The sequence below is a fragment of the Pseudomonas sp. 1D4 genome (assembly GCF_001728925.1).
GTDB classification, from domain to species: domain Bacteria; phylum Pseudomonadota; class Gammaproteobacteria; order Pseudomonadales; family Pseudomonadaceae; genus Metapseudomonas; species Metapseudomonas otitidis.
On the sequence record NZ_LXJQ01000031.1, the window covers coordinates 18,843 to 37,857 of the forward strand.

At 66.5% G+C, this 19,015-nt stretch carries 14 protein-coding genes and 1 pseudogene; 7 read left to right on the plus strand and 8 right to left on the minus strand.

What is annotated here, in order from left to right; translation table 11 throughout:
- The first annotated feature begins 252 nt into the window (after window positions 1-252).
- On the plus strand, window positions 253-1,335 hold the full coding sequence (locus tag A7D27_RS16370; RefSeq protein WP_069565462.1) for an ABC transporter substrate-binding protein: 1,083 nt from the start codon (window positions 253-255) through the stop codon (window positions 1,333-1,335).
- A gap of 3 nt (window positions 1,336-1,338) precedes the next feature.
- Here A7D27_RS16370 and A7D27_RS16375 read toward each other — a convergent pair whose 3' ends face one another.
- From A7D27_RS16375 to A7D27_RS16400, 7 genes and pseudogenes are all read right to left on the minus strand, one after another.
- Window positions 1,339-1,557, minus strand: a complete 219-nt coding sequence (locus tag A7D27_RS16375) for a DUF2970 domain-containing protein (RefSeq protein WP_069562353.1) — start codon at window positions 1,555-1,557, stop codon at window positions 1,339-1,341.
- 45 nt (window positions 1,558-1,602) lie between these two features.
- The gene (locus A7D27_RS16380) at window positions 1,603-2,643 is read right to left on the minus strand and encodes an RNA methyltransferase (RefSeq protein ID WP_069565463.1); all 1,041 of its coding nucleotides are present in this window, start codon (window positions 2,641-2,643) and stop codon (window positions 1,603-1,605) included.
- A 125-nt stretch (window positions 2,644-2,768) separates the two neighbouring features.
- Window positions 2,769-3,902, minus strand: a complete 1,134-nt coding sequence (locus A7D27_RS29180; RefSeq protein WP_371914821.1) for a methyl-accepting chemotaxis protein — start codon at window positions 3,900-3,902, stop codon at window positions 2,769-2,771.
- Window positions 3,888-4,769, minus strand: a pseudogene (locus tag A7D27_RS29185) (cache domain-containing protein); the annotation flags it as partial. The pseudogene A7D27_RS29185 and the gene A7D27_RS29180, both read right to left, overlap by 15 nt.
- A 230-nt stretch (window positions 4,770-4,999) precedes the next feature.
- Window positions 5,000-8,722, minus strand: coding sequence for a methionine synthase (gene metH, locus A7D27_RS16390; RefSeq protein WP_069562350.1), 3,723 nt, complete (start codon window positions 8,720-8,722; stop codon window positions 5,000-5,002).
- A 217-nt stretch (window positions 8,723-8,939) separates the two neighbouring features.
- Window positions 8,940-9,413 carry a hypothetical protein gene (locus A7D27_RS16395; RefSeq protein WP_069562349.1) on the minus strand — a complete coding sequence of 158 codons (474 nt, stop codon included), beginning with the start codon at window positions 9,411-9,413 and terminating at the stop codon, window positions 8,940-8,942.
- 12 nt (window positions 9,414-9,425) lie between these two features.
- A complete protein-coding gene (locus tag A7D27_RS16400) occupies window positions 9,426-9,935 on the minus strand; it encodes a hypothetical protein (RefSeq protein WP_069565465.1) in 510 nt (169 codons plus the stop codon).
- 309 nt (window positions 9,936-10,244) lie between these two features.
- Here A7D27_RS16400 and A7D27_RS16405 point away from each other — a divergent pair, with 309 nt between their 5' ends.
- From A7D27_RS16405 to nfuA, 6 genes are all read left to right on the plus strand, one after another.
- Window positions 10,245-10,979, plus strand: coding sequence for a hypothetical protein (locus A7D27_RS16405; RefSeq protein WP_069565466.1), 735 nt, complete (start codon window positions 10,245-10,247; stop codon window positions 10,977-10,979).
- Window positions 10,980-11,028: 49 nt separating this feature from the next.
- Complete coding sequence (locus tag A7D27_RS16410; protein WP_139131185.1) at window positions 11,029-11,997, plus strand: hypothetical protein; 969 nt, start codon at window positions 11,029-11,031, stop codon at window positions 11,995-11,997.
- Window positions 11,998-12,112: 115 nt separating this feature from the next.
- Window positions 12,113-13,324: a transcriptional regulator gene (locus tag A7D27_RS16415; RefSeq protein WP_069565467.1), complete on the plus strand. Its 1,212-nt coding sequence runs from the start codon at window positions 12,113-12,115 to the stop codon at window positions 13,322-13,324.
- Window positions 13,309-15,459: an AAA family ATPase gene (locus tag A7D27_RS16420; RefSeq protein WP_069565468.1), complete on the plus strand. Its 2,151-nt coding sequence runs from the start codon at window positions 13,309-13,311 to the stop codon at window positions 15,457-15,459. Before A7D27_RS16415 ends, A7D27_RS16420 begins: the two co-directional genes overlap by 16 nt.
- Window positions 15,460-15,539: 80 nt before the next feature.
- Window positions 15,540-17,816, plus strand: a complete 2,277-nt coding sequence (locus tag A7D27_RS16425) for a fatty acid cis/trans isomerase (protein ID WP_069565469.1) — start codon at window positions 15,540-15,542, stop codon at window positions 17,814-17,816.
- 147 nt (window positions 17,817-17,963) lie between these two features.
- Window positions 17,964-18,548, plus strand: a complete 585-nt coding sequence (gene nfuA, locus A7D27_RS16430; RefSeq protein WP_069562342.1) for a Fe-S biogenesis protein NfuA — start codon at window positions 17,964-17,966, stop codon at window positions 18,546-18,548.
- A gap of 28 nt (window positions 18,549-18,576) precedes the next feature.
- Here the strand turns inward: nfuA and A7D27_RS27930 are convergent, their stop codons facing one another.
- Window positions 18,577-18,960 carry a hypothetical protein gene (locus A7D27_RS27930; protein WP_139134112.1) on the minus strand — a complete coding sequence of 128 codons (384 nt, stop codon included), beginning with the start codon at window positions 18,958-18,960 and terminating at the stop codon, window positions 18,577-18,579.
- Window positions 18,961-19,015: the final 55 nt, after the last annotated feature.

Below are 19,015 nucleotides of genomic sequence, written 5' to 3' on the forward strand. Positions count from 1 at the left end.
GGTCTTAACTGCTGATGCGTGCCTGTCCATCACCACCAGAAGGGGTTGCCATGAACGACCACACCGAAGACTCCAGCCCGGACAGCGGTATCGATGCTGTCGCGATTTTCTGTCTCATCCTGATCGTGGTCGCCACGGCGGTGTTCTGGGTCAGCCACCAGTAATCCCCCGTCGGCCATTGGACGTGCGGAACCGGGGCCCTGCGCAGGGCGTCGTTATACTGCGCGGGCTTCGAATCGAGTCCATGTCCCGATGCCTCTCCTGCGTATTCTCCTGATTGGGCTTTGCCTCTGCTGCAGCGCGCTGGCCCATGGCGCTTCGGTGGTTTTCCTTTGCCCCGGCAACAGCGCCGAGCCCTTCTGGCAGTCTCATGTCGCCTTCATGAACGCCGCCGCCCAGCGCCTGGGCATGCCGCTGAAGGTGCTCTATGGGGACTATGACTCCAGCCGCACCCTGGAGCAGGCCCGGCAGATAAGGGAAGAGGCCGCGCCGCCTGATTACCTGGTGTTCACCAACGAGCAGTACATGGGGCCGGAGATCCTGCGCCTGTTCCAGGGCAGCCCGGTGAAGCTGTTCGCCATCAACAGCAGCCTGACCGACGACCAGCAGAGGATGGTCGGCGGCCCCCGCGAGCGTTACTCGAACTGGATTGGCAGCCTGGTGGCCAACGAGGAAGTGGCCGGCTACCTGTTGGCCCGTGCGCTGATCGATGGCCAGCGCAGCCGTGAGCCGGACCAGCCCTTAGAGATGCTCGCCTTCTCCGGTATCAAGCAGACCCCGGCGGCGCAGCGCCGCGAGGAAGGTCTGCAGCGGGCGCTGGAGGAGTACCCCAAGGTGCGCCTGCGCCAGCTCGTGTACGCCCAGTGGAGCCGCGATCGCGCCTACCAGCAGGCGTTGCAGTTGCTGCGGCGCTACCCGCAGACCCATGCGGTGTGGGTGGCGGATGACCAGATGGCCCTGGGCACCATGCAGGCGGCGCGGGAGCTGGGACGAAAGCCGGGGCACGACCTGCACTTCGCTGTGCTCAACAGCTCGCCCGAGGTGCTCCAGGCGACCATCGATGGTTACATCGATGACCTGGTGGGCGGCCATTTCACCCTTGGTGGCTGGGCCATGGTGCTGCTGCACGATTACGATGTCGGGCAGGATTTCGTCCTGCGTGGCGGCAAGGACCTGCAAGCCAACGTCTACATGCAGTTGGACGTCGAGCACGCCCGGCGCCTGCTGGCGCGCATGTCGAGCAAGGAACTGGGCCTGGATTTCCGCACTTACAGCGCCCTCTACAACCCCGGGCTGCGGGTCTACCGGTTCACCATGAAGCCGTTGCTCGACTGAGCCTCAGAGCCCGGCGAGGTGCAGCACCAGCTTCACCACGCCGAACAGCATCAGCGCGAACACCAGGGTGAACAGCACGCCCAGCAGGATGAAGTGGCTGGGCTTGCCCCGGCTGAAGTCACGGCTCCGGTTCTTGCCGCTTTGTACGCCGAATGCGGCTGCCGCGACGCTGTGGAGCATTTCGCGGAAGGTCAGTGGGCGGTCTTGCTGTGGGTCGTCCATGGGGCACCTCCTGCTGCAAGCGTAGGTGCTTTCCGTGGATTTGCTTCAGGAGGCGGGTGAGTGCAGCCGCCGGGTGTTGACCCGCTCTACGGCACGGGCGCGCAGTTGGCCGCAACCGCCTTCCACGTCCTGGCCAGCGGAGTTGCGTACCTTGGTCAGTACACCGTTGCGGTGCAGGTAGTGCACCAGTTCGACGATGCGCTCGCCGCTGGGACGGCTGTAGTCGTCAACTTCCAGGCTGTTGTAGGGGATCAGGTTCATCACCGCGTACTTGCCCTTGAGCAGGCGCAGGATGCCTTCGGCCTCTTCCAGGCTGTCGTTGATGCCTTCGAGCAGGGTCCACTGGTACTGGATGGGGTAGCCGACCTGGCGGGCGTAGGCCTCGCCCAGTTCCACCAGTTCGTCCGGGGTGATGCGCGGGGCTTTCGGCAGCAACCGTTCGCGCACGTCGGCCTTGCTGCTGTGCAGTGACAAGGCGAGGGCGGGCTTGACCCGCAGGTGCGGCAGGCGCTCGAACACGCGGGGATCACCGACGGTGGAGAACACCAGGTTCTTGTGGCCGATGTCGCCGAGGGTGCCGAGCAGATCGATGGCTTCCAGCACGTTGTCGAGGTTGTGGGCCGGCTCGCCCATGCCCATGAACACCACCTTCTTGACCCGGCGATAGCGCCGCGCGAGCACCACCTGGGCGACGATCTCCAGGCTGGAGACCTGGCGCAGCAGGCCGCTCTTGCCGGTCATGCAGAACACGCAGCCCACGGCGCACCCCACTTGGCTGGAGACGCACAGGCCGTCTCGGGGCAGCAATACGCTCTCCACCATCTGCCCGTCGCCCAGGCCCACCAGCAGGCGGGCCGAGCCGTCGCCACCGGGGTGCTCGGAGCGCAGACGTACCAGGCCGTCGAGGGTCTCGGTGAGGGCAGGCAGGGCTTCGCGCACCCGCAGCGGCAGGAAGTCGTCGGCCTGCTGGCGCGGGCGGCCGCTGTCCAGGGGTTTGCCCTGCAGCCAGGCGCGCAGCATCCGATCCCGGTGAATGGGCTTGGCGCCGAGGGCGGCGAGCTGTTGGTCGAGGTCGTGGATACGCATGGGGCGCGCATCCTACCACCGGTGTGGGCGCTTAAGTAGGGGCGCCGGGATCTCGACGCCCGGCGGTGGAGAGGGAAGCGGGAGCAGGCAGGCTCCCGTTTCCTTCGGTGAGCGGCGTCGCGGTTTCAGCGACCGCGACTCAGCTCGGCCAGGCGACTGGCGGCATCCTGCACGGAGTGCCCGAGGGCGTCGAGGTCCACGGCGTCGCGGGCGTTCTCCTCGCTGGCAGAGTGGATGCGCACGGCCAGTTCGTTGATTTCCTGGGTGACGTGGCTCTGCTGTTGCGCGGCGACGGCAATCTGCTGGGCGCGCTGGGAGATGTCGTCGAAGCTCTGCACCGTGGCCGACAGGCTGCTGGCGGCGCCCTCTGCCTCCTCCACGGCGTGGCGGGTGCGGGCTTCGCCGGCCTGCATGGCCTGCACCGCCTGGCGCGAGGCCTGCTGGAGGTTGGCGATCATGCCGCTGATCTCGTTGGCCGAGCTCTGGGTCTTGCCAGCCAGGGAGCGCACTTCGTCGGCCACCACGGCGAAGCCCCGGCCCTGCTCGCCGGCCCGGGCAGCCTCGATGGCGGCGTTGAGTGCCAGCAGGTTGGTCTGCTCGGAGATGGCCTTGATCACGTCCAGAACGGCGCCGACCTGCTGGCTGTCCTGCTCCAGTTGAGCGATCACGGCAGCAGCACTGGCCATCTCGCCGGCCAGGGCCTGGATGGCGCGGCTGTTGGCGGCCACCTTGTCCTGGCCCTGGCGCACCACGCTCTGGGAGCGTTGGGCAGTGTCGGCGCAGTCGTTGGTGTTCTGTGCCACTTCATGGGCGCTGGACGACATCTGGGTGATGGCGGTGGCCAGTTGGGTGTTCTCCTGGCGCTGCTGTTCGGCCCGTTGCAGCAGGGCGCTGCTCAGGCGGCCGAGGCTGCTGGCCTCGTCACGCAGGCGCTGGGACTCGCTGGCGATGCTCTGCAGCATGCCCTGCAGGCGTCCGGCGTACTGGTTGACCGCCTGGCGCAGTTGGCCGATCTCGTCGTTGCGCAGCACGCTGAGGGCACCGCCCTGGCCGGACTGGCCATTGCCGAGGGCCTGGATCTGCGCGGTGGTCTCGCCGATCTGTTCCAGCAGCTTGCGCCCGGCCAGCCAGACGAACAGCAGCAGCAGGCTGAGCAGCGGCAGGAGGAAGGCCAGCAACTCATAGGTCAGTGCGTGGGCCAGGCCGGTGACACGGGCCTGGGGAGTGACCAGCCCGACTATCCAGCCGGTTTGCGGCATGCGGAACAGGTTGGCCTGGACGGCGGTGCCGAGCACGGTGTCCTCGTCCAGTCGGACGCTGGCATGGCCGTCGGCGGCGGCCTTGCGGCGGGTCTCCAGCAGCGGCGCGAGCCAGGCCTCGCGGGCGACCAGGTCGTCGAACTTCTGCATGGTCACATCCTGGCCGAGGGGGAAGAACAGGACGTTGCCGGCCTGGTCCAGGGCGAAGGCGTAGCCGCCGGTGACAGTGCCCTGTTCCTTGAGGAAACGAGCGAGGTCGTCCAGGCGCAGGTCGATGGTGCTGACCCCGGCAAAGCGGCCCTGCAACTGGTAGGGCACGCTGCAGGTGACCATCGGCACCTTGCTGACCGGGTCCTGGTAGGCCTCGGACCAGACACAGGCGTCGCCGGCCGCATTACGGGCGCCGGTGTACCAGGCGTCGTTGTGGTAGCCGGGGCCGTCGGGCTTGTTGTAGTCGTCGGAGTAGTCCAAGGCTCCGTTGGCGTTGCGCGCCCAGAAGAAGCTGCGGCGCTCGGTGCCGCTGGTGAAGGCATTGGGTTCCGGCCAGACACCGCCGCCGGCGATGGCGGCGTCGCCACTGTTGTCGATCAGGGGGGGGTAGGTGGTGCGGTAGAGCGCCTCGTCACGGGGCAGGGTCTGGGCCAGGTGGGCCATGCTCACCGTGAGGCCCTGGATGCCGGCGAGCTGCAGGCCGAGCTGGCGCACGATGGCGCTGCCGGTCTGTTCGATCAGGGCGTTGCTCTCGGCGACGACGCGGGGCTGGCCACGCAGCACCATCACGGCGAACACCGCGAGGGCGGTCAACAGCAGCAGGAGGATGGCGCCCAGGGTCAGGCGGGTGGAAATACGATCAGGCAACAGCGACATGCAGGTACTCCTCGTTTCCCGGTCTCGAAGGGGAGCTGTAGGGCTCCCGGGGCCGCTCAGATCAGCATGCAAACGCAATGCCTGGCCAGCAGGCCCGCCTGCTCTGACTATCGGCGTTTTCGGAAACTCCTCCAGTCCGAAGGGACGGACGGTCGCGAGGAGGCGAGGCAGGGGGAGCAGAGAGGGGGACAGAATGAAGGCAGGGCGCCGCTGGGCGCCCTGCCGAAGGCTCAGCTGTCGTAGCCCAGGTTGGGCGCGAGCCAGCGTTCGCTGACTGTCTGCTCCTGGCCCTTGCGCTTGCTGTACTGCTCGATCTGGTCGCGCTCGACCTTGCCGACGGCGAAATACTGTGCATCGGGGTGGGCGAAGTACCAGCCGGACACGGCGGCAGCCGGGAACATGGCGAAGTGCTCGGTGAGGAACACGCCGCTCTGGCCGGGCTTGCCGAACTCGGCGGTCGGGTCCAGCAGGCGGAACAGGGTGGCCTTCTCGGTGTGGTCCGGGCAGGCCGGGTAGCCGGGGGCAGGGCGGATGCCCTTGTACTGCTCCTTGATCAGGGCTTCGTTGTCCAGTTGCTCATCGGCGGCGTAGCCCCAGTGTTCCTTGCGCACGCGCTCGTGCAGCCACTCGGCGCAGGCTTCGGCCAGGCGGTCGGCGAGGGCCTTGACCATGATGGCGTTGTAGTCGTCGCCCTTGGCTTCGTACTGCTTGGCCAGCTCCTCGGCGCCGATGCCGGCGGTGGTGATGAAGCCGCCGACGTAGTCGGTGACGCCGCTCTCCTTCGGTGCGACGAAGTCGGCCAGGCTGAGGTTCGGCTTGCCATCGGGCTTGATGGTCTGCTGGCGCAGGTGGTGCAGGACGGCCAGCGGCTTGCCGTGTTCGTTGCGCACTTCGATGTCGTCGTGGTTGATCTGGTTGGCGGGCCAGAAGCCGAACACCGCGCGGGCCTTGATCAGTTTCTGCTCGATCAGCGACTTCAGCATGGCCTGGGCGTCGGCGAACAGCGCGGTGGCGGCTTCGCCCACCACGTCGTCGGTGAGGATGCGCGGGTATTTGCCGGCCAGGTCCCAGGAGATGAAGAAGGGCGTCCAGTCGATGTACTCGGCCAGTACCGCGAGGTCGATGTCTTCCAGCACGCGCACCCCGGTGAAGCTGGGCTTGGGTGCGCGGTAGTCGGTCCAGTCGAAGGCCGGCTTGTTGGCGATGGCGTCGGCGTAGGCCAGGCGCTCGGTGCGGGCAGCGCGGTTGGCGGTGCGTTCGCGGACTTCGGCGTAGTCGACGCGGGTCTTCTCGACGAACTCAGGCTTGAGCTCCTTGGACAGCAGGCTGGTGGCCACGCCCACGGCGCGGGAGGCGTCGGTGACGTAGACCACGGCGTCGTTGCTGTACTGCGGCTCGATCTTCACCGCCGTGTGGGCCTTGGAGGTGGTGGCGCCGCCGATCATCAGCGGCAGCTGGAAGCCCTGGCGCTGCATTTCCCGGGCGACATGGACCATCTCGTCGAGGGAGGGGGTGATCAGCCCGGAGAGGCCGATGATGTCGCACTTCTCGGCGATGGCGGTCTGCAGGATCTTCTCCGCCGGGACCATCACGCCGAGGTCGACGATGTCGTAGCCGTTGCAGCCGAGCACCACGCCGACGATGTTCTTGCCGATGTCGTGCACGTCGCCCTTGACGGTGGCCATGAGGATCTTGCCCTTGGCCTCGGGCTTGTCGCCCTTTTCGGCTTCGATGAAGGGAATCAGGTGGGCCACGGCCTGCTTCATCACGCGGGCGGACTTGACCACCTGGGGCAGGAACATCTTGCCGGCGCCGAACAGGTCGCCGACCACGTTCATGCCGGCCATCAACGGGCCTTCGATCACTTCGATGGGGCGCGCGCACTGCTGGCGGCACTCCTCGGTGTCTTCGACGATGAAGGCGGTGATGCCCTTGACCAGGGCGTGTTCCAGGCGCTTGGTCACCGGGTAGCTGCGCCATTCCTCGTCTTCGGCTTCCTTGACGGCGCCGCCGCCCCGGTAGTTCTCGGCGATGGCCAGCAGGGCCTCGGTGCTGCCTTCGTGGCGGTTGAGCACCACGTCTTCGACCTTCTCGCGCAGCTCTGCAGGGATCTCGTCGTAGATCTCCAACTGGCCGGCGTTGACGATGCCCATGCTCAGGCCGTTGCGGATGGCGTGGTAGAGGAAGACCGAGTGGATGGCCTCGCGCACCGGGTTGTTGCCACGGAAGGAGAACGAGACGTTGGAGACGCCGCCGGAGGAGAGTGCATGGGGCAACTCGTCGCGTATGTAGGCGCAGGCCTCGATGAAGTCGACGGCGTAGTTGTTGTGCTCTTCGATGCCGGTGGCGACGGCGAAGATGTTCGGGTCGAAGATGATGTCTTCCGGGGGGAAGCCCACTTCATTGACGAGGATGTCGTAGCTGCGCTTGCAGATTTCCTTCTTGCGTGCGGCGGTGTCGGCCTGGCCGACCTCGTCGAAGGCCATCACCACCACGGCGGCGCCGTAGCGCTTGCACAGGCGGGCGTGGTGCTTGAATTGCTCGACGCCTTCCTTCATGGAGATGGAGTTGACGATGCCCTTGCCCTGGATGCACTTGAGGCCGGCTTCGATCACTTCCCACTTGGAGGAGTCGATCATGATCGGCACGCGGGAGATGTCGGGCTCGCCGGCGATCAGGTTGAGGAAGGTGACCATGGCCGCCTTCGAGTCGAGCATGCCCTCGTCCATGTTGATGTCGATCACCTGGGCGCCGGCTTCCACCTGCTGCAGGGCGACTTCGAGGGCTTCGGTGTAGTTCTCCTCGCGGATCAGGCGGGCGAACTTGGCACTGCCGGTGATGTTGGTGCGCTCGCCGACGTTCACGAACAGCGAGTTGCGATCGATGGTGAAGGGCTCCAGGCCTGACAGGCGGCAGGCTTTGGGAATGTCCGGCAGGGCGCGGGGCTTGTGCTTGGCCACGGCTTCGGCGATGGCCTGGATGTGCGGCGGGGTGGTGCCGCAGCAGCCGCCGACGATGTTCAGCAGGCCGCTGGCGGCGAACTCTTCCACCACGGCGGCCATTTCCGCCGGGGTCTCGTCGTATTCGCCGAAGGCGTTGGGCAGGCCGGCGTTGGGGTGGGCGGAGACGTGGGTCTCGGCCTTGGCTGCCAGCTCCGCCAGGTAGGGGCGCAGTTCCTTGGCGCCGAGGGCGCAGTTCAGGCCCACGGAGATCGGCCTGGCGTGGCGCACCGAGTTCCAGAACGCTTCGGTGGTCTGCCCGGAGAGGGTGCGGCCGGAGGCATCGGTGATGGTGCCGGAGATCATGATCGGCAGTTCGACGCCGTCCTCCTCGAACACCTGCTGCACGGCGAATATCGCCGCCTTGGCGTTGAGGGTGTCGAAGATGGTCTCGATCAGGATCAGGTCGGCGCCGCCCTCGATCAGCCCACGGGTCGCCTCGGTGTAGTTCTCCACCAGCTCGTCGAAGGTGACGTTGCGGTAGCCGGGGTTGTTCACGTCCGGGGAGATGGAGCAGGTGCGGCTGGTGGGGCCGAGGACGCCGGCGACGAAGCGCGGGCGGTCCGGGGTCTCCAGGGTCTTGGCATCGGCCACCTGGCGGGCCACGCGGGCACCGGCGACGTTCAGCTCGTATACCAGCGCTTCCATGCCGTAGTCGGCCTGGGACACGCGGGTGGCGTTGAAGGTGTTGGTCTCGAGGATGTCGGCGCCGGCATCCAGATAGGCGCGTTCGATCTCGGCGATCACCTGCGGCTGGCTCAGCAGCAGCAGGTCGTTGTTGCCCTTCACGTCGCTGGGCCAGTCGGCGAAGCGCGCGCCGCGGTAGTCCTCCTCCTGCAGCTTGTAGCCCTGGATCATGGTGCCCATGCCGCCATCGAGGATCAGGATGCGTTCCTTGAGGGCTTGCTGGAGGGCGTTGAGGCGTGCGCCACGATCGGTGAGCGTGCTGGACATGAGTGACCTGTCTGGCTGGGCGAAAAAAAGGGCGCCGATCATAGCAAAGATGAGGGGTTTACGGCCTGTGCCACCGGGAACATGAATTTGGCTCATGTTCGAGCCGGGCTGTGCGCTGGCGACTGGCGAGGTGTGCGGGGTACAGCGGGGGAGAGCCGGAAACGGCCCGGAAGGCGGGCGCCGTGGATGAGGGGGGATCATCCACGGCGTGGCGGGCTTACTTGGCGCAGCTGGCGGTTTCGTACACGAAGTACTTCACCAGGTCGCGGTCGGTGCGGTTCCACACCTCGCCGACCGAGCGCACGCCCTGGCTCTGGCCCACCGGGCCTGCGGTGCTGCCGCACCAGCAGCGCGGGTACTTCCCGTGGTACAGGGTGCCGCCGATGACCACGGCGACGTGACCGCTGAAGCGTGCTGGGCTGTGGTCGCTGCCTTTCAGACCGGCGATCACGAGCCAGCCCTGGGAGGCCTTCTGGGCCGCTTCCGCACCGCTCTTCAGCTCCTTCCAGCCGCTGGCCTGGGGCAGGCCGGTCATGATGTCGTTGGCGTTGCCGGCGGGGATCGGCACGTTGAGGGCAGCGGCAACCGACTGGAGGAAGCCGGAGCAGTTGTCCTTGTTCTTGGTACCGGCGATGAAGCTTTCATCCCAGGCGGCCTTGCAGGCGTTGACGATGCAGGTGTCGAGGCTCATTGACGTTCCCTATCAGGGTTTGCAGAACGGTTGGACGGGTTGGCGCGCCTGTTTCTTGCAACTGCCGAGCGAGTCACCGTCGCACTGGCTGCCCAGCACCAACTGCTCGCCCACCACGGCGGCGCGCTTGCCGGAGATCTCCAGGCGGTGGACCACCTTGCAGGTGGCGGTGTCGTAGGCCACCAGGTCGGCGTTGGAGCCGCTGTACTCGAAGGTCACCAGGCGCTTCTCGTCGCGGCTCAGGTACAGCGGCTCACGGGCCCAGATGCCGCCATCCTCGATGTTGCAGCGCTTGCCGCTGGCGGTGTCATGCAGCACCACGGGGGGCTCGGGGAAGGCGTCCGGCTCTTTGATCTCAGGGTTTTCGTTGGTGAAGCTGACTTCCAGGCGCTGGCCCTTGCCGACGAACACGTTCGGCGCTTCAGCATTGGCACTGAGGGGGAGCGGCGTGAAACCGCAGTCGGCGGCCTGGGTGCAGGCACAGAGGAACAGGGCGGCAAGGCCACCGGCGAGGGCTTTCATGACGATCTCCTGTGGAGCATGCGATGGGGGCGACCCTCGGGGTGCGGCCGGGTGGCGAGCGGGCGCTGTGCCTGTCGACGTCCCTGTGGCTGCGCCGACTGTCCCTGATGGTCCGGCGTGGCGCGAAGGATACGCCTGACGCCATGTACGGAAAATGACGCGGTTCACGGATGCGAGGGCCTCCCGGGCTCCACTTGACGGCGTGTCAACCGGCGCCCGGCAGGCCTGACAACTCCGGGACTGCCTCGTCGTGCGGGGCGCGGAATACTGGGCCCGTCTTTTCATCAATCCAGGGAAACGGGAGCCTCCATGAGCCTGCGCAACGAACTGATCCGCCAACTGCTGGTGATCGTCAACGCTGACTTCGACTACGTCTCGGACCGCATGCCGGCCCGCCGCCTGCACGAGGCCGAACTGGTCGGTCTGGAGTCCAGGGACCTGCCCCATTCGATCCGATCCTGGTGTGGAGTGGATTTTGCGGGCCTGGCCTGCAAGGGACGGGATGCCACGCTCAGTTCCTGCCGCCTGGCCCGTGCCGATGACGCCCAGGTGTCGATGCTGGTGGACTTCTACCAGCGGGCCTACCTCAGCAGTCCCGCCGCTGCGGAGGCAGCCAGCTACCAGGGCACGCCCATCGTGCGGATGATCGAGGAGCGGGCGACTCAGGATCTGGAGCTGATCGCAGCGCTGGCCGATGGCGGCGAAATCATCCTTGCCAACCCGACCTTCGAGGGCACCGAGTACTTCGGGCTGGCTGGACACCCGGCGCTGGCCAAGCTGGTCTGGAACAACCTGGTGGGGACCTACACCAGCCTGGGCATGGGCTACATCAACCCGCCGCTGACGGATGAGGAGCGCCTGGCATCCTCGATTATCGACATGGATCACGAAAGCCTTTTCCTGCTCTTCACAAAGCGGGCGCTGGTACTGCAGATTGATGCTGGCACCTCGCTACTGCTTCACGCACTGGACGACAAGGTGCTGCAGGATGTGCGGGACTTCCTGCCCGAGGCCCTGGGCCTCTGTGTCTTTCCTCTTCAATGACCCCCTCAGGTGGCCGCAGGGCCGCCGACTCGAACAAGGACGCCAACGGATGGAACACGCAAGAAAAGTGATGGAGATGGCTGGATTCTTCGCCGGTCATGCAGTGCAGAGCGTTTCGGACGGGGAGATGCTCATCCCCATCGTCGGTTACCTCGGGGTGGACCAGAGCTCCCGGATGGTGCGTCTGGCGATGGGCAGCTCGGCAGAAGCCATGCAGGCCGGCGAGGCCCGTATCAGCGAACTGGACGGCGACACCCTGGGCGCGGTGTTCATCCGCGACGGCATGGTGACCCTGCCCACGGGCAAGACCGATTGCCTGATCGCCGATGTGCGCTTTGCCTCCGACCGTGGGCGGCGCTTCCAGTGGTTGCTGCCTTATCGCAATGCCAGCCACGCCTCGGGTTTCGCCGTGCACAAACCCGAGGTCCTGGAGGAGGCGGGCTTTTCCGCGGATGAGATCAAGACACTGGGCCAGGTGTTCTTCAGTGGCATGGAGCGCCACGAGCAGGGCTGGGCGCTGTGGAACGCCCACTACGTCGAACAGGCTGGCGAGAGTTCCGGCTCCGCAGGGCAGGAAAATACCGACTTCAGTGCCGAGGAGTTCCATGCCCTGTGCCGTTCACCGGTGCTGGTGTTCCTGCTGGTGGCGGCTTCCGATGGCAAGTTCGACAAGAAGGAGGTGGAGGCCTTCATGAAGCAACTGGTGGCCCTGGCCGGTTCGGGCAGCCCCTTGTTCTCGCGGGTGGCCACCAACGTCGTCGGCAACGCCCCTGCTCTGTTGCAGGAACTGGTGAGCACGTCGATGGACTATTCGGCAGAGCTGGGGCGCGTCCGTGCGATCCTCCAGGCCCGTGTGGCGGCTGACGATGCGCGAATCTACTGCGAGACCCTGGTGGCGCTGGGCAAGGCCGTGGCCGCGTCGGCCGGCGGCTTCCTGGGCTTTGGTAGCAAGATCAGCAAGCAGGAAAAGGCTGCACTCGAGCACATCGCCTTCAACCTGGGTGTCAGCTACAGCTGAGCCTGAGCGCAGGGGGCGGCTCATGCCCCCTGCCGTCCCCCTGGATTCCTCTGGCCCGCCCTTTGGCGGGCCTTTTCCTGCTCCGCCATGCGGGGCGTTTCGCCTGGATCGACCGATGCAGAACCCGCTGTTTTCCCAGTTGCTCACCCTCTACATGCGGCGCATTCGTGCCAGCGCGGCCGGTGTCGCCACCGAGATCGGCCTCAGCCGCGAGGCGGTCAACAACTGGCGCAACGGGCTGTCTCTGCCCAACCCCAAGTCCCGTGACCGTCTGCTGGCCTGCGCCCGCTACCTGCGTTTGACCGAGGCCGAGACCAATCGCCTGTTCGAAGCGGCGGGTTTCGAGCAGGAGTTTCCGTTGCAGCAGGAAGTGTCCGGTGGTGGCCCTTTTGCGGGTTTCATCGAGGGGCTTTTCGAGCGGCTGGGGCGGCTGGCGCCGTTCCCCATTCTCATGCTCCTGTCCCAGGCCCACTGGGGGCAGCCGCCGTTCCGCCAGGCCCTGCTGGCGCGGGCACGGGCCCTGTACGGCGAGGCGGCGGTGCTGCACGTACAGCCGCCATTCAGCACCAGCACGGCCAGTGCCGACTATTTCTCGGCCATCGGTCGGCAGTGCGGGTTTGCCGAGGTGGGCTCCGACTATGAGTTCGAGGCTGCGCTGGAACGCCGCTTGCTCAATGGCGAGCGGCTGTTCTGTCTGGTCAGTCGTTTCGAGCAGGGCACTGAGGCCCTGCGCGAGACCCTCGCCGGCATCCTGCGCAGCCTCAGCGAGATGCATGGCGGTCAGTTGCACCTGCTGCTCTGTGGTGGCGAGGCCCTGGCGGACCTGAAGTACCGCAGCGGCGACCTGTCGTTGCTGAACATTGCCCAAGTGGTGCATTGGCCGGAAATCGGCCCTGGCGACCTGGAAGCCCTGGCCCTGCAGCGCTGGCCGGGCCGCCCCTTCGATCCGGCTGCGCTGGGTGTGCTGCTGGAAACCACCGGTGGGCACCCGGCGCTGGTGGAGGAGGGGTTGCAGGCCCTGGCCGATCCCGGAGAGGGCCCCTCGGCTGAAACCCTTAACCACCAGTTGATGGGCAGCGAGCGGCTCTGGCAGGCCTTCCTGCCGTTGGCAGAGGAGCCATCGGCGCGCGCTCGCCTGCAGGAGCGCCTGCAGGCTGATGACCTGGGGCGGGCTCATCCATACCTGGCCGATGCTGAGTTGCGTCGGCTGTTCTGGAACAACCTGATCACGGCCCAGGAAACCGAGGCGGGGGCGCGCCTGCAGTGGCGCTCCAGTGTGATCCGCGAGGCCGGGCTGAAGGTGATCGACGCATGCTCCGGGCGCTGATCCGTCGCCCGGGTGCCGTTCGGCTGGTACTGGTGGCCTTGGCCACGCTGTTCCTGGGCAGTCTGGTGCTGACCCCTCACCTCAATCCGTTCAGTCGGGGCCGTGTGCTGGCGATCAATGCCATGGACCGGGTCTGGGGCGATGTGATGGACGTGCGCCGCAAGCTGATGGATGTCCAGCAGATCGAAGGGGACTGGCCGGCAGACATCACGCCCTACCTGCTCCCGGCGAACCGCAGCAGCGTGCGTATCGAGTCGCCTGCGCCCTATCGCCTGGTGGTGACGGTGGTGGATCAGGACGAGCTGGGCACCCTGGCGGGCACGCAGATGATTCTCGACTTCGACCGGCAACTGAACATGTCCAGTTGCCGACCGGGCAACCCGCCGTTCCCCCAGGGCTATCTGCCCCTGAACTGCCAGGAGGCGGACAAGGCGCGGGTCCCCATTATCGATACCCTGCACGCGGTGGTGGTCGCCTGCGGTGTGCTGTTCGCTATTGCGACGCTGTTGTTGCTGCTCCGCCACCCGCTGTTGATGCCGGTGCAGATGCAGCCGTCCCGGCTGCTGCGCCTGCCGGTGGGGCAACTGCTTCGGTTGGACCGTCTGCTGGGCCTGCTGGGGCGCCGAGAGTCGACGCTGATGGCAGCCGGAACCAATGCCGGTCGCTGGCGGCAGGCCCTGACCTATGCGCGGGGCACGGCCTCGCAGCGCCTGGGTGCCCTGGCCTTGCGCCTGGGAGCGGAGTACCGGCCGAGCAGCGGCTGGAGCCTCCCGGGGGTGATGGGGGAGTGGCTGTTCAAGGGCGAGTTGCCGGTGTCCATGGACCGCTGCCTGGTCTACCTGCCGGAGCCGGGGCTGGCCGACGAGTTGCTGCTGCAGCACCTGCGCGCCCAGCAGACCGGGCTCGACGTGATGCTGGTGGTGCGCGAGGAGGCAGGCGAGGCCCTGCGGGACCATTGCGCCGATCCCGCCAACCTGCTGGTGCTGGTGGATGGGGCCGCGCAGACCGAGCTGTTGCTGGCGGCGCGGCCCATCGAGGTGCTGCTGCGCTTGCTGGCGGCCCAACTGCGGGTGACGCGCATCTCGCCCTACCAGACCCGTGGGGGTGTGGTGCGTCAGGGCTCGTTTTTCGGCCGGGCACAGATGCTGGCCCGCGTGCTCAACCGGGAGCCGGCCAACTACCTGGTGGTGGGCGGCCGGCAACTGGGCAAGAGCAGCCTGCTGAAGGCCGTGCAGCGCCGCTTGCAGGACCATCCTCACCTGGCCTGCCATTACGTTTCATTGCGTGATCACCGCCTGGCGCCGCGCCTGGCCCTGCAGTTCGAGCTGCCTGCCGAAACGGCGCTGGAGCAGGTGGTGGAGCACCTGGCTGCGCAGTGCGTGGGCAAGCGGCTGTTCCTGCTGATCGACGAGGCGGACCTGTTCTTCCGGGACGAGGCGCAGCGCGGTTATGGGCAGCTTTCCACCCTGCGGGCGCTGAGCGAGGAGGGGCGCTGCTGGTTCATGCTCGCCGGCTTCTGGGACCTCTACGCCACGGCCGTGCTGGACTACCAGTCGCCGCTGCGCAACTTCGGCGAGGTGCTGACGGTGGGGGCGCTGGAAGTGGAGGCGTGCCGGGAGCTGGCTCGGGTGCCGCTGGAGCTGTTACGGCTGGGGTTTGCCAGTGATTCGCTCATCGAGGACCTGGTGGAAGCCAGTGGGCGCCGGGCCAACCTGGTGGCGATTCTCTGCCAGGAGTGTCTGGAGGCCCTGCAGCCGGGCGAGCGTGCCATCGAGCGTCGGCATGTGCAGGCGGCCTTTGCCTCCCAGGCTGTTCGTGAGGCGCTGGCAGGTTGGGGGCGGCTCAGCCACGACGAGCGCGCCTGCCGTCTGGACCGGATTCTGGTCTACCGGGTGGCCAGCAGCGGTGCGGTTCGTCTGGCTGACCTGGTGGAACTCTTCCGGGGGCGTGGCGTTCGGATCGAGGCGGATGAATTGCAGCGTTCACTTTCGCGCCTGTTGCTGGCTTATGTGCTGCAGCGCGAGGCGGGGGCCTACGGGTTTGCCGTGCCGCTGCTGGCCCTCCAGTTCGACGCCGATGAGGCGCGTGTGCTGCTGGATCAGGAGCTGCAGGCGCTGGTGCTGCAACCCGTCTGAGCGGGCCTTTGTCGCTGCGCGACGGGGGCGGGGCCGGTAGAATCCCCGCTTTCCGTTTCGCTTCGTTCAAGGATGAGGTCATGCGCCATCGCCTGTTGTCGTTCGTGTTCCTGCTCTGCGCAGGCTCTGGGGTGCAGGCTGCATCGGTGTCCTACACCCGTGATGTGCAGCCCATCTTCGAGAAGAAGTGTGTGGCCTGCCATGCCTGCTATGACTCGCCCTGCCAGTTGAACCTGGGCAGTGCAGAAGGTGCCGTCCGCGGGGCCACCAAGCAGCCGGTCTATGACGGCACGCGGACAAGAGCCCAGCCCACCACGCGCCTCTATTTCGACGCGCACGGTGAGGCGGCCTGGCGGCAGAAGGATTTTTACTCGGTGCTCAACGGCCAGGGGAGCCAGGCCGCCCTGATGGCCCGCATGCTGGAGCTGGGCCAGAGCAACCCGCCCACACCCAATGCGAAGCTGCCGGAGGACCTGGACATCGGTATCAACCGGCAGAACCAGTGCCCGACGCCTGCCGAGTTCGACGACTATGTGCGGCGTTACGCCCATGCCGGCATGCCCTTCGCGGTGACCGGGCTGGATGTGCAGGAGTACCAGACCCTCCAGCGCTGGTTGGGCGCCGGGGCACCGGTGGAGGAGCTGGCACCGCTGCCGACGCCCAGTGAGGCGGCCCAGGTGGCACAGTGGGAGGCGCTGCTCAATGCCCCAGGCGCCCGTGAGGTGCTGGTGGGGCGCTGGTTGTTCGAGCACCTGTTCCTGGCGCACCTGTATTTCGATGGTGGGCGCAGTGGCCACTTCTTCCAGTTGGTGCGCTCGCGCACGCCCAGTGGCCAGCCCATCGACCCCATTGCCACCCGCCGGCCGAACGATGACCCCGGCACCACCTTCTACTACCGGATGTGGCCGATCCAGGGGGCCATCGTCCACAAGACCCACATCACCTACCCGCTGAGCGCGGAGAAGATGAAGCGGGTCCGCGAGCTGTTTTTCTCCAGCAACTGGAACACCGACAAGGTGCCGGGCTACGGGGCTCAGCGCCGTGCCAATCCGTTCGAGACCTTCGAGGCGATTCCGGCACGGGCTCGCTACCAGTTCATGCTGGATGACGCGGAGTACTTCGTTCGCACCTTCATCCGCGGCCCGGTGTGCCGGGGGCAGATCGCCACGGACGTGATCCGTGACAACTTCTGGGCGATGTTCCAGGACCCGGCGCACGACCTGTACGTCACCGATGCCGCTTACCGGGGCCAGGCCACGCCGCTGTTGGCGATGCCGGGGCAGTTCGACGACATCGGCAGTCTGCTGGGCCTGTGGTTGAGCTACCGGGACAAGCGCAACGCCTACGAGAGCCTGCGCCAGGAAGCCTATGCGGCGGCTCCGCCACCCACCTGGAACGACATATGGGCGGGCAACGACAATGCGCTGCTGTCGATCTACCGCCAGTTCGACAGCGCGTCGGTGCGCAAGGGGCTGATCGGACAGGTGCCGCAGACGATGTGGCTGATGGACTACCCGCTGCTGGAGCGCACCTACTACCAGTTGGTGGTCAACTTCGACGTGTTCGGCAATGTCTCCCACCAGGCGCAGACCCGGCTCTATTTCGACCTGATCCGCAACGGCGCGGAGGTTAACTTCCTGCGCCTGATGCCGGCAGCATCGCGGGATGGGCTGCTGGATGACTGGTACCAGAACAGCGGCAAACTGAAGATGTGGCTGGACTACGAGTCCATCGACAACGACACCCCGACCGGGCTGTTCCTGCCGGTGGAGGGTGCCAAGGGCGCCTTTGCCGCTGAGCTGGTCAAGCGCTTCGAGGGGCTCAACGCCCGGCCGGACCCGATCAACCGCTGCACCGCGAACTGCTACCGCCCGGGCATTGACCCGGCGTTACAGAACGCCGAGCAGACGCTGAGCCAATTGGTCAGTCGCCCGGCGGCAGGGCTGCGGGTGATCGAGCAGTTGCCCGAGGCGACCTTGCTGAGGGTGGAGCTGCCCAACGGCAAGCGCGAGGTCTACAGCGTGCTGCGCAACCGCGCCCACAGCAACGTGGCCTTCATGATGGGCGAGCAGCTCCGTTACCAGCCCGGCCTGGACACCCTGACCATCTACCCGGGCGTGCTCACCAGCTACCCGAACTTCATCTTCGCTCTGCGCGCCGACGAGGTGCCGGACTTCGTCACCGCCCTGGGGCGGGTGAAGGACACGGCAGCCTTCGACAAGGTGGTGGAGCGCTGGGGCATCCGCCGTAGTCATCCGCAGTTCTGGTTCTACTTCCATGACCTGTCGGCCTACATCCGCGAGACCGAGCCGGTGGAGGCGGGCGTGCTGGACATGAACCGCTACCAGAACCTCTGAGGCGCGCTGCAGCGCTCTTTCCACCGGGAAGAGCGCTGTCTGGAGCCCGGGCTGAGCTAATCGGGAATAATTCCTACTAAATTACTGGGACTTTATCCGTCGGACCGGATTGGCGTACACTGCGCGCCATGTTCGCGAGGAGTTGCCATGAGCGCCATCACCATTACCCAGGCAGCCCAGGATTATCTGGCTGACCTGCTGTCGAAGCAGAACACCCCCGGCATCGGTATCCGTATCTTCATCACCCAGCCCGGCACCCAGTACGCCGAGACGTGCATCGCCTACTGCAAGCCCAGCGAGCAGAAGCCCGAGGATATGCCCCTGGCCCTGGCGTCCTTCACGGCGTGGATCGATGCTGTCAGCGAGCCCTTCCTCGAAGACGCGGTAGTGGACTACGCGACCGACCGCATGGGGGGTCAACTGACCATCAAGGCGCCGAACGCCAAGGTGCCGATGGTCAACGAGGACAGCCCGCTCAACGAACGCATCGACTACTACCTGCAGACCGAGATCAACCCCGGCCTGGCCAGCCACGGCGGCCAGGTGAGCTTGGTGGATGTGGTCGAGGAAGGCATCGCCGTGCTGCGTTTCGGCGGCGGCTGCCAGGGCTGCGGCATGGTCGACATGACGCTGAAGGACGGTGTCGAGAAGACCCTGATGGAGCGCATCCCCGAGCTCAAGGGCGTGCGTGACGTCACTGACCACAGCAACCGCGAGAACGCCTACTACTAAGGCGTTGCGTGAAGCAGAGAGAGGCAGCCTACGGGCTGCCTTTTTCGTTCTCGGGATTGGGGGCAATTGCAGTCGAGGCTGCTGCCTCGTCGGGCCCGGCGTGGTTGTCGCCAGCGCGTGAGACGGCACGAGGGGCGATGGCGTGGCCGAGGATGTCCAGAACGCGCTGCAGGCCCTCGGGCGTCGGTGTCCGGTGAGTGCGCACATCCATGCTGTATTCGACGCTGTACGTGCGGCTTGTGTCGTTGCCTTTGACATCAGGCGATGGCACAGCCACCGGCGCGCTGATCGTCCCCCAGACCGGCTCGCCCGAGACGGGGCTGGACAGGTCGATGCCCAGCAGTGGGAGTTCGAGCGCCGCCGTTTCGGTGGAGCTGGAGGCATCGGGCGGGTTGGGTATCGGCTTCGACATCGTGCTGGGCCTTGTGGTTGGGGTGGGCCGGTAGCGGGCAACTCTAGCCGCTGGC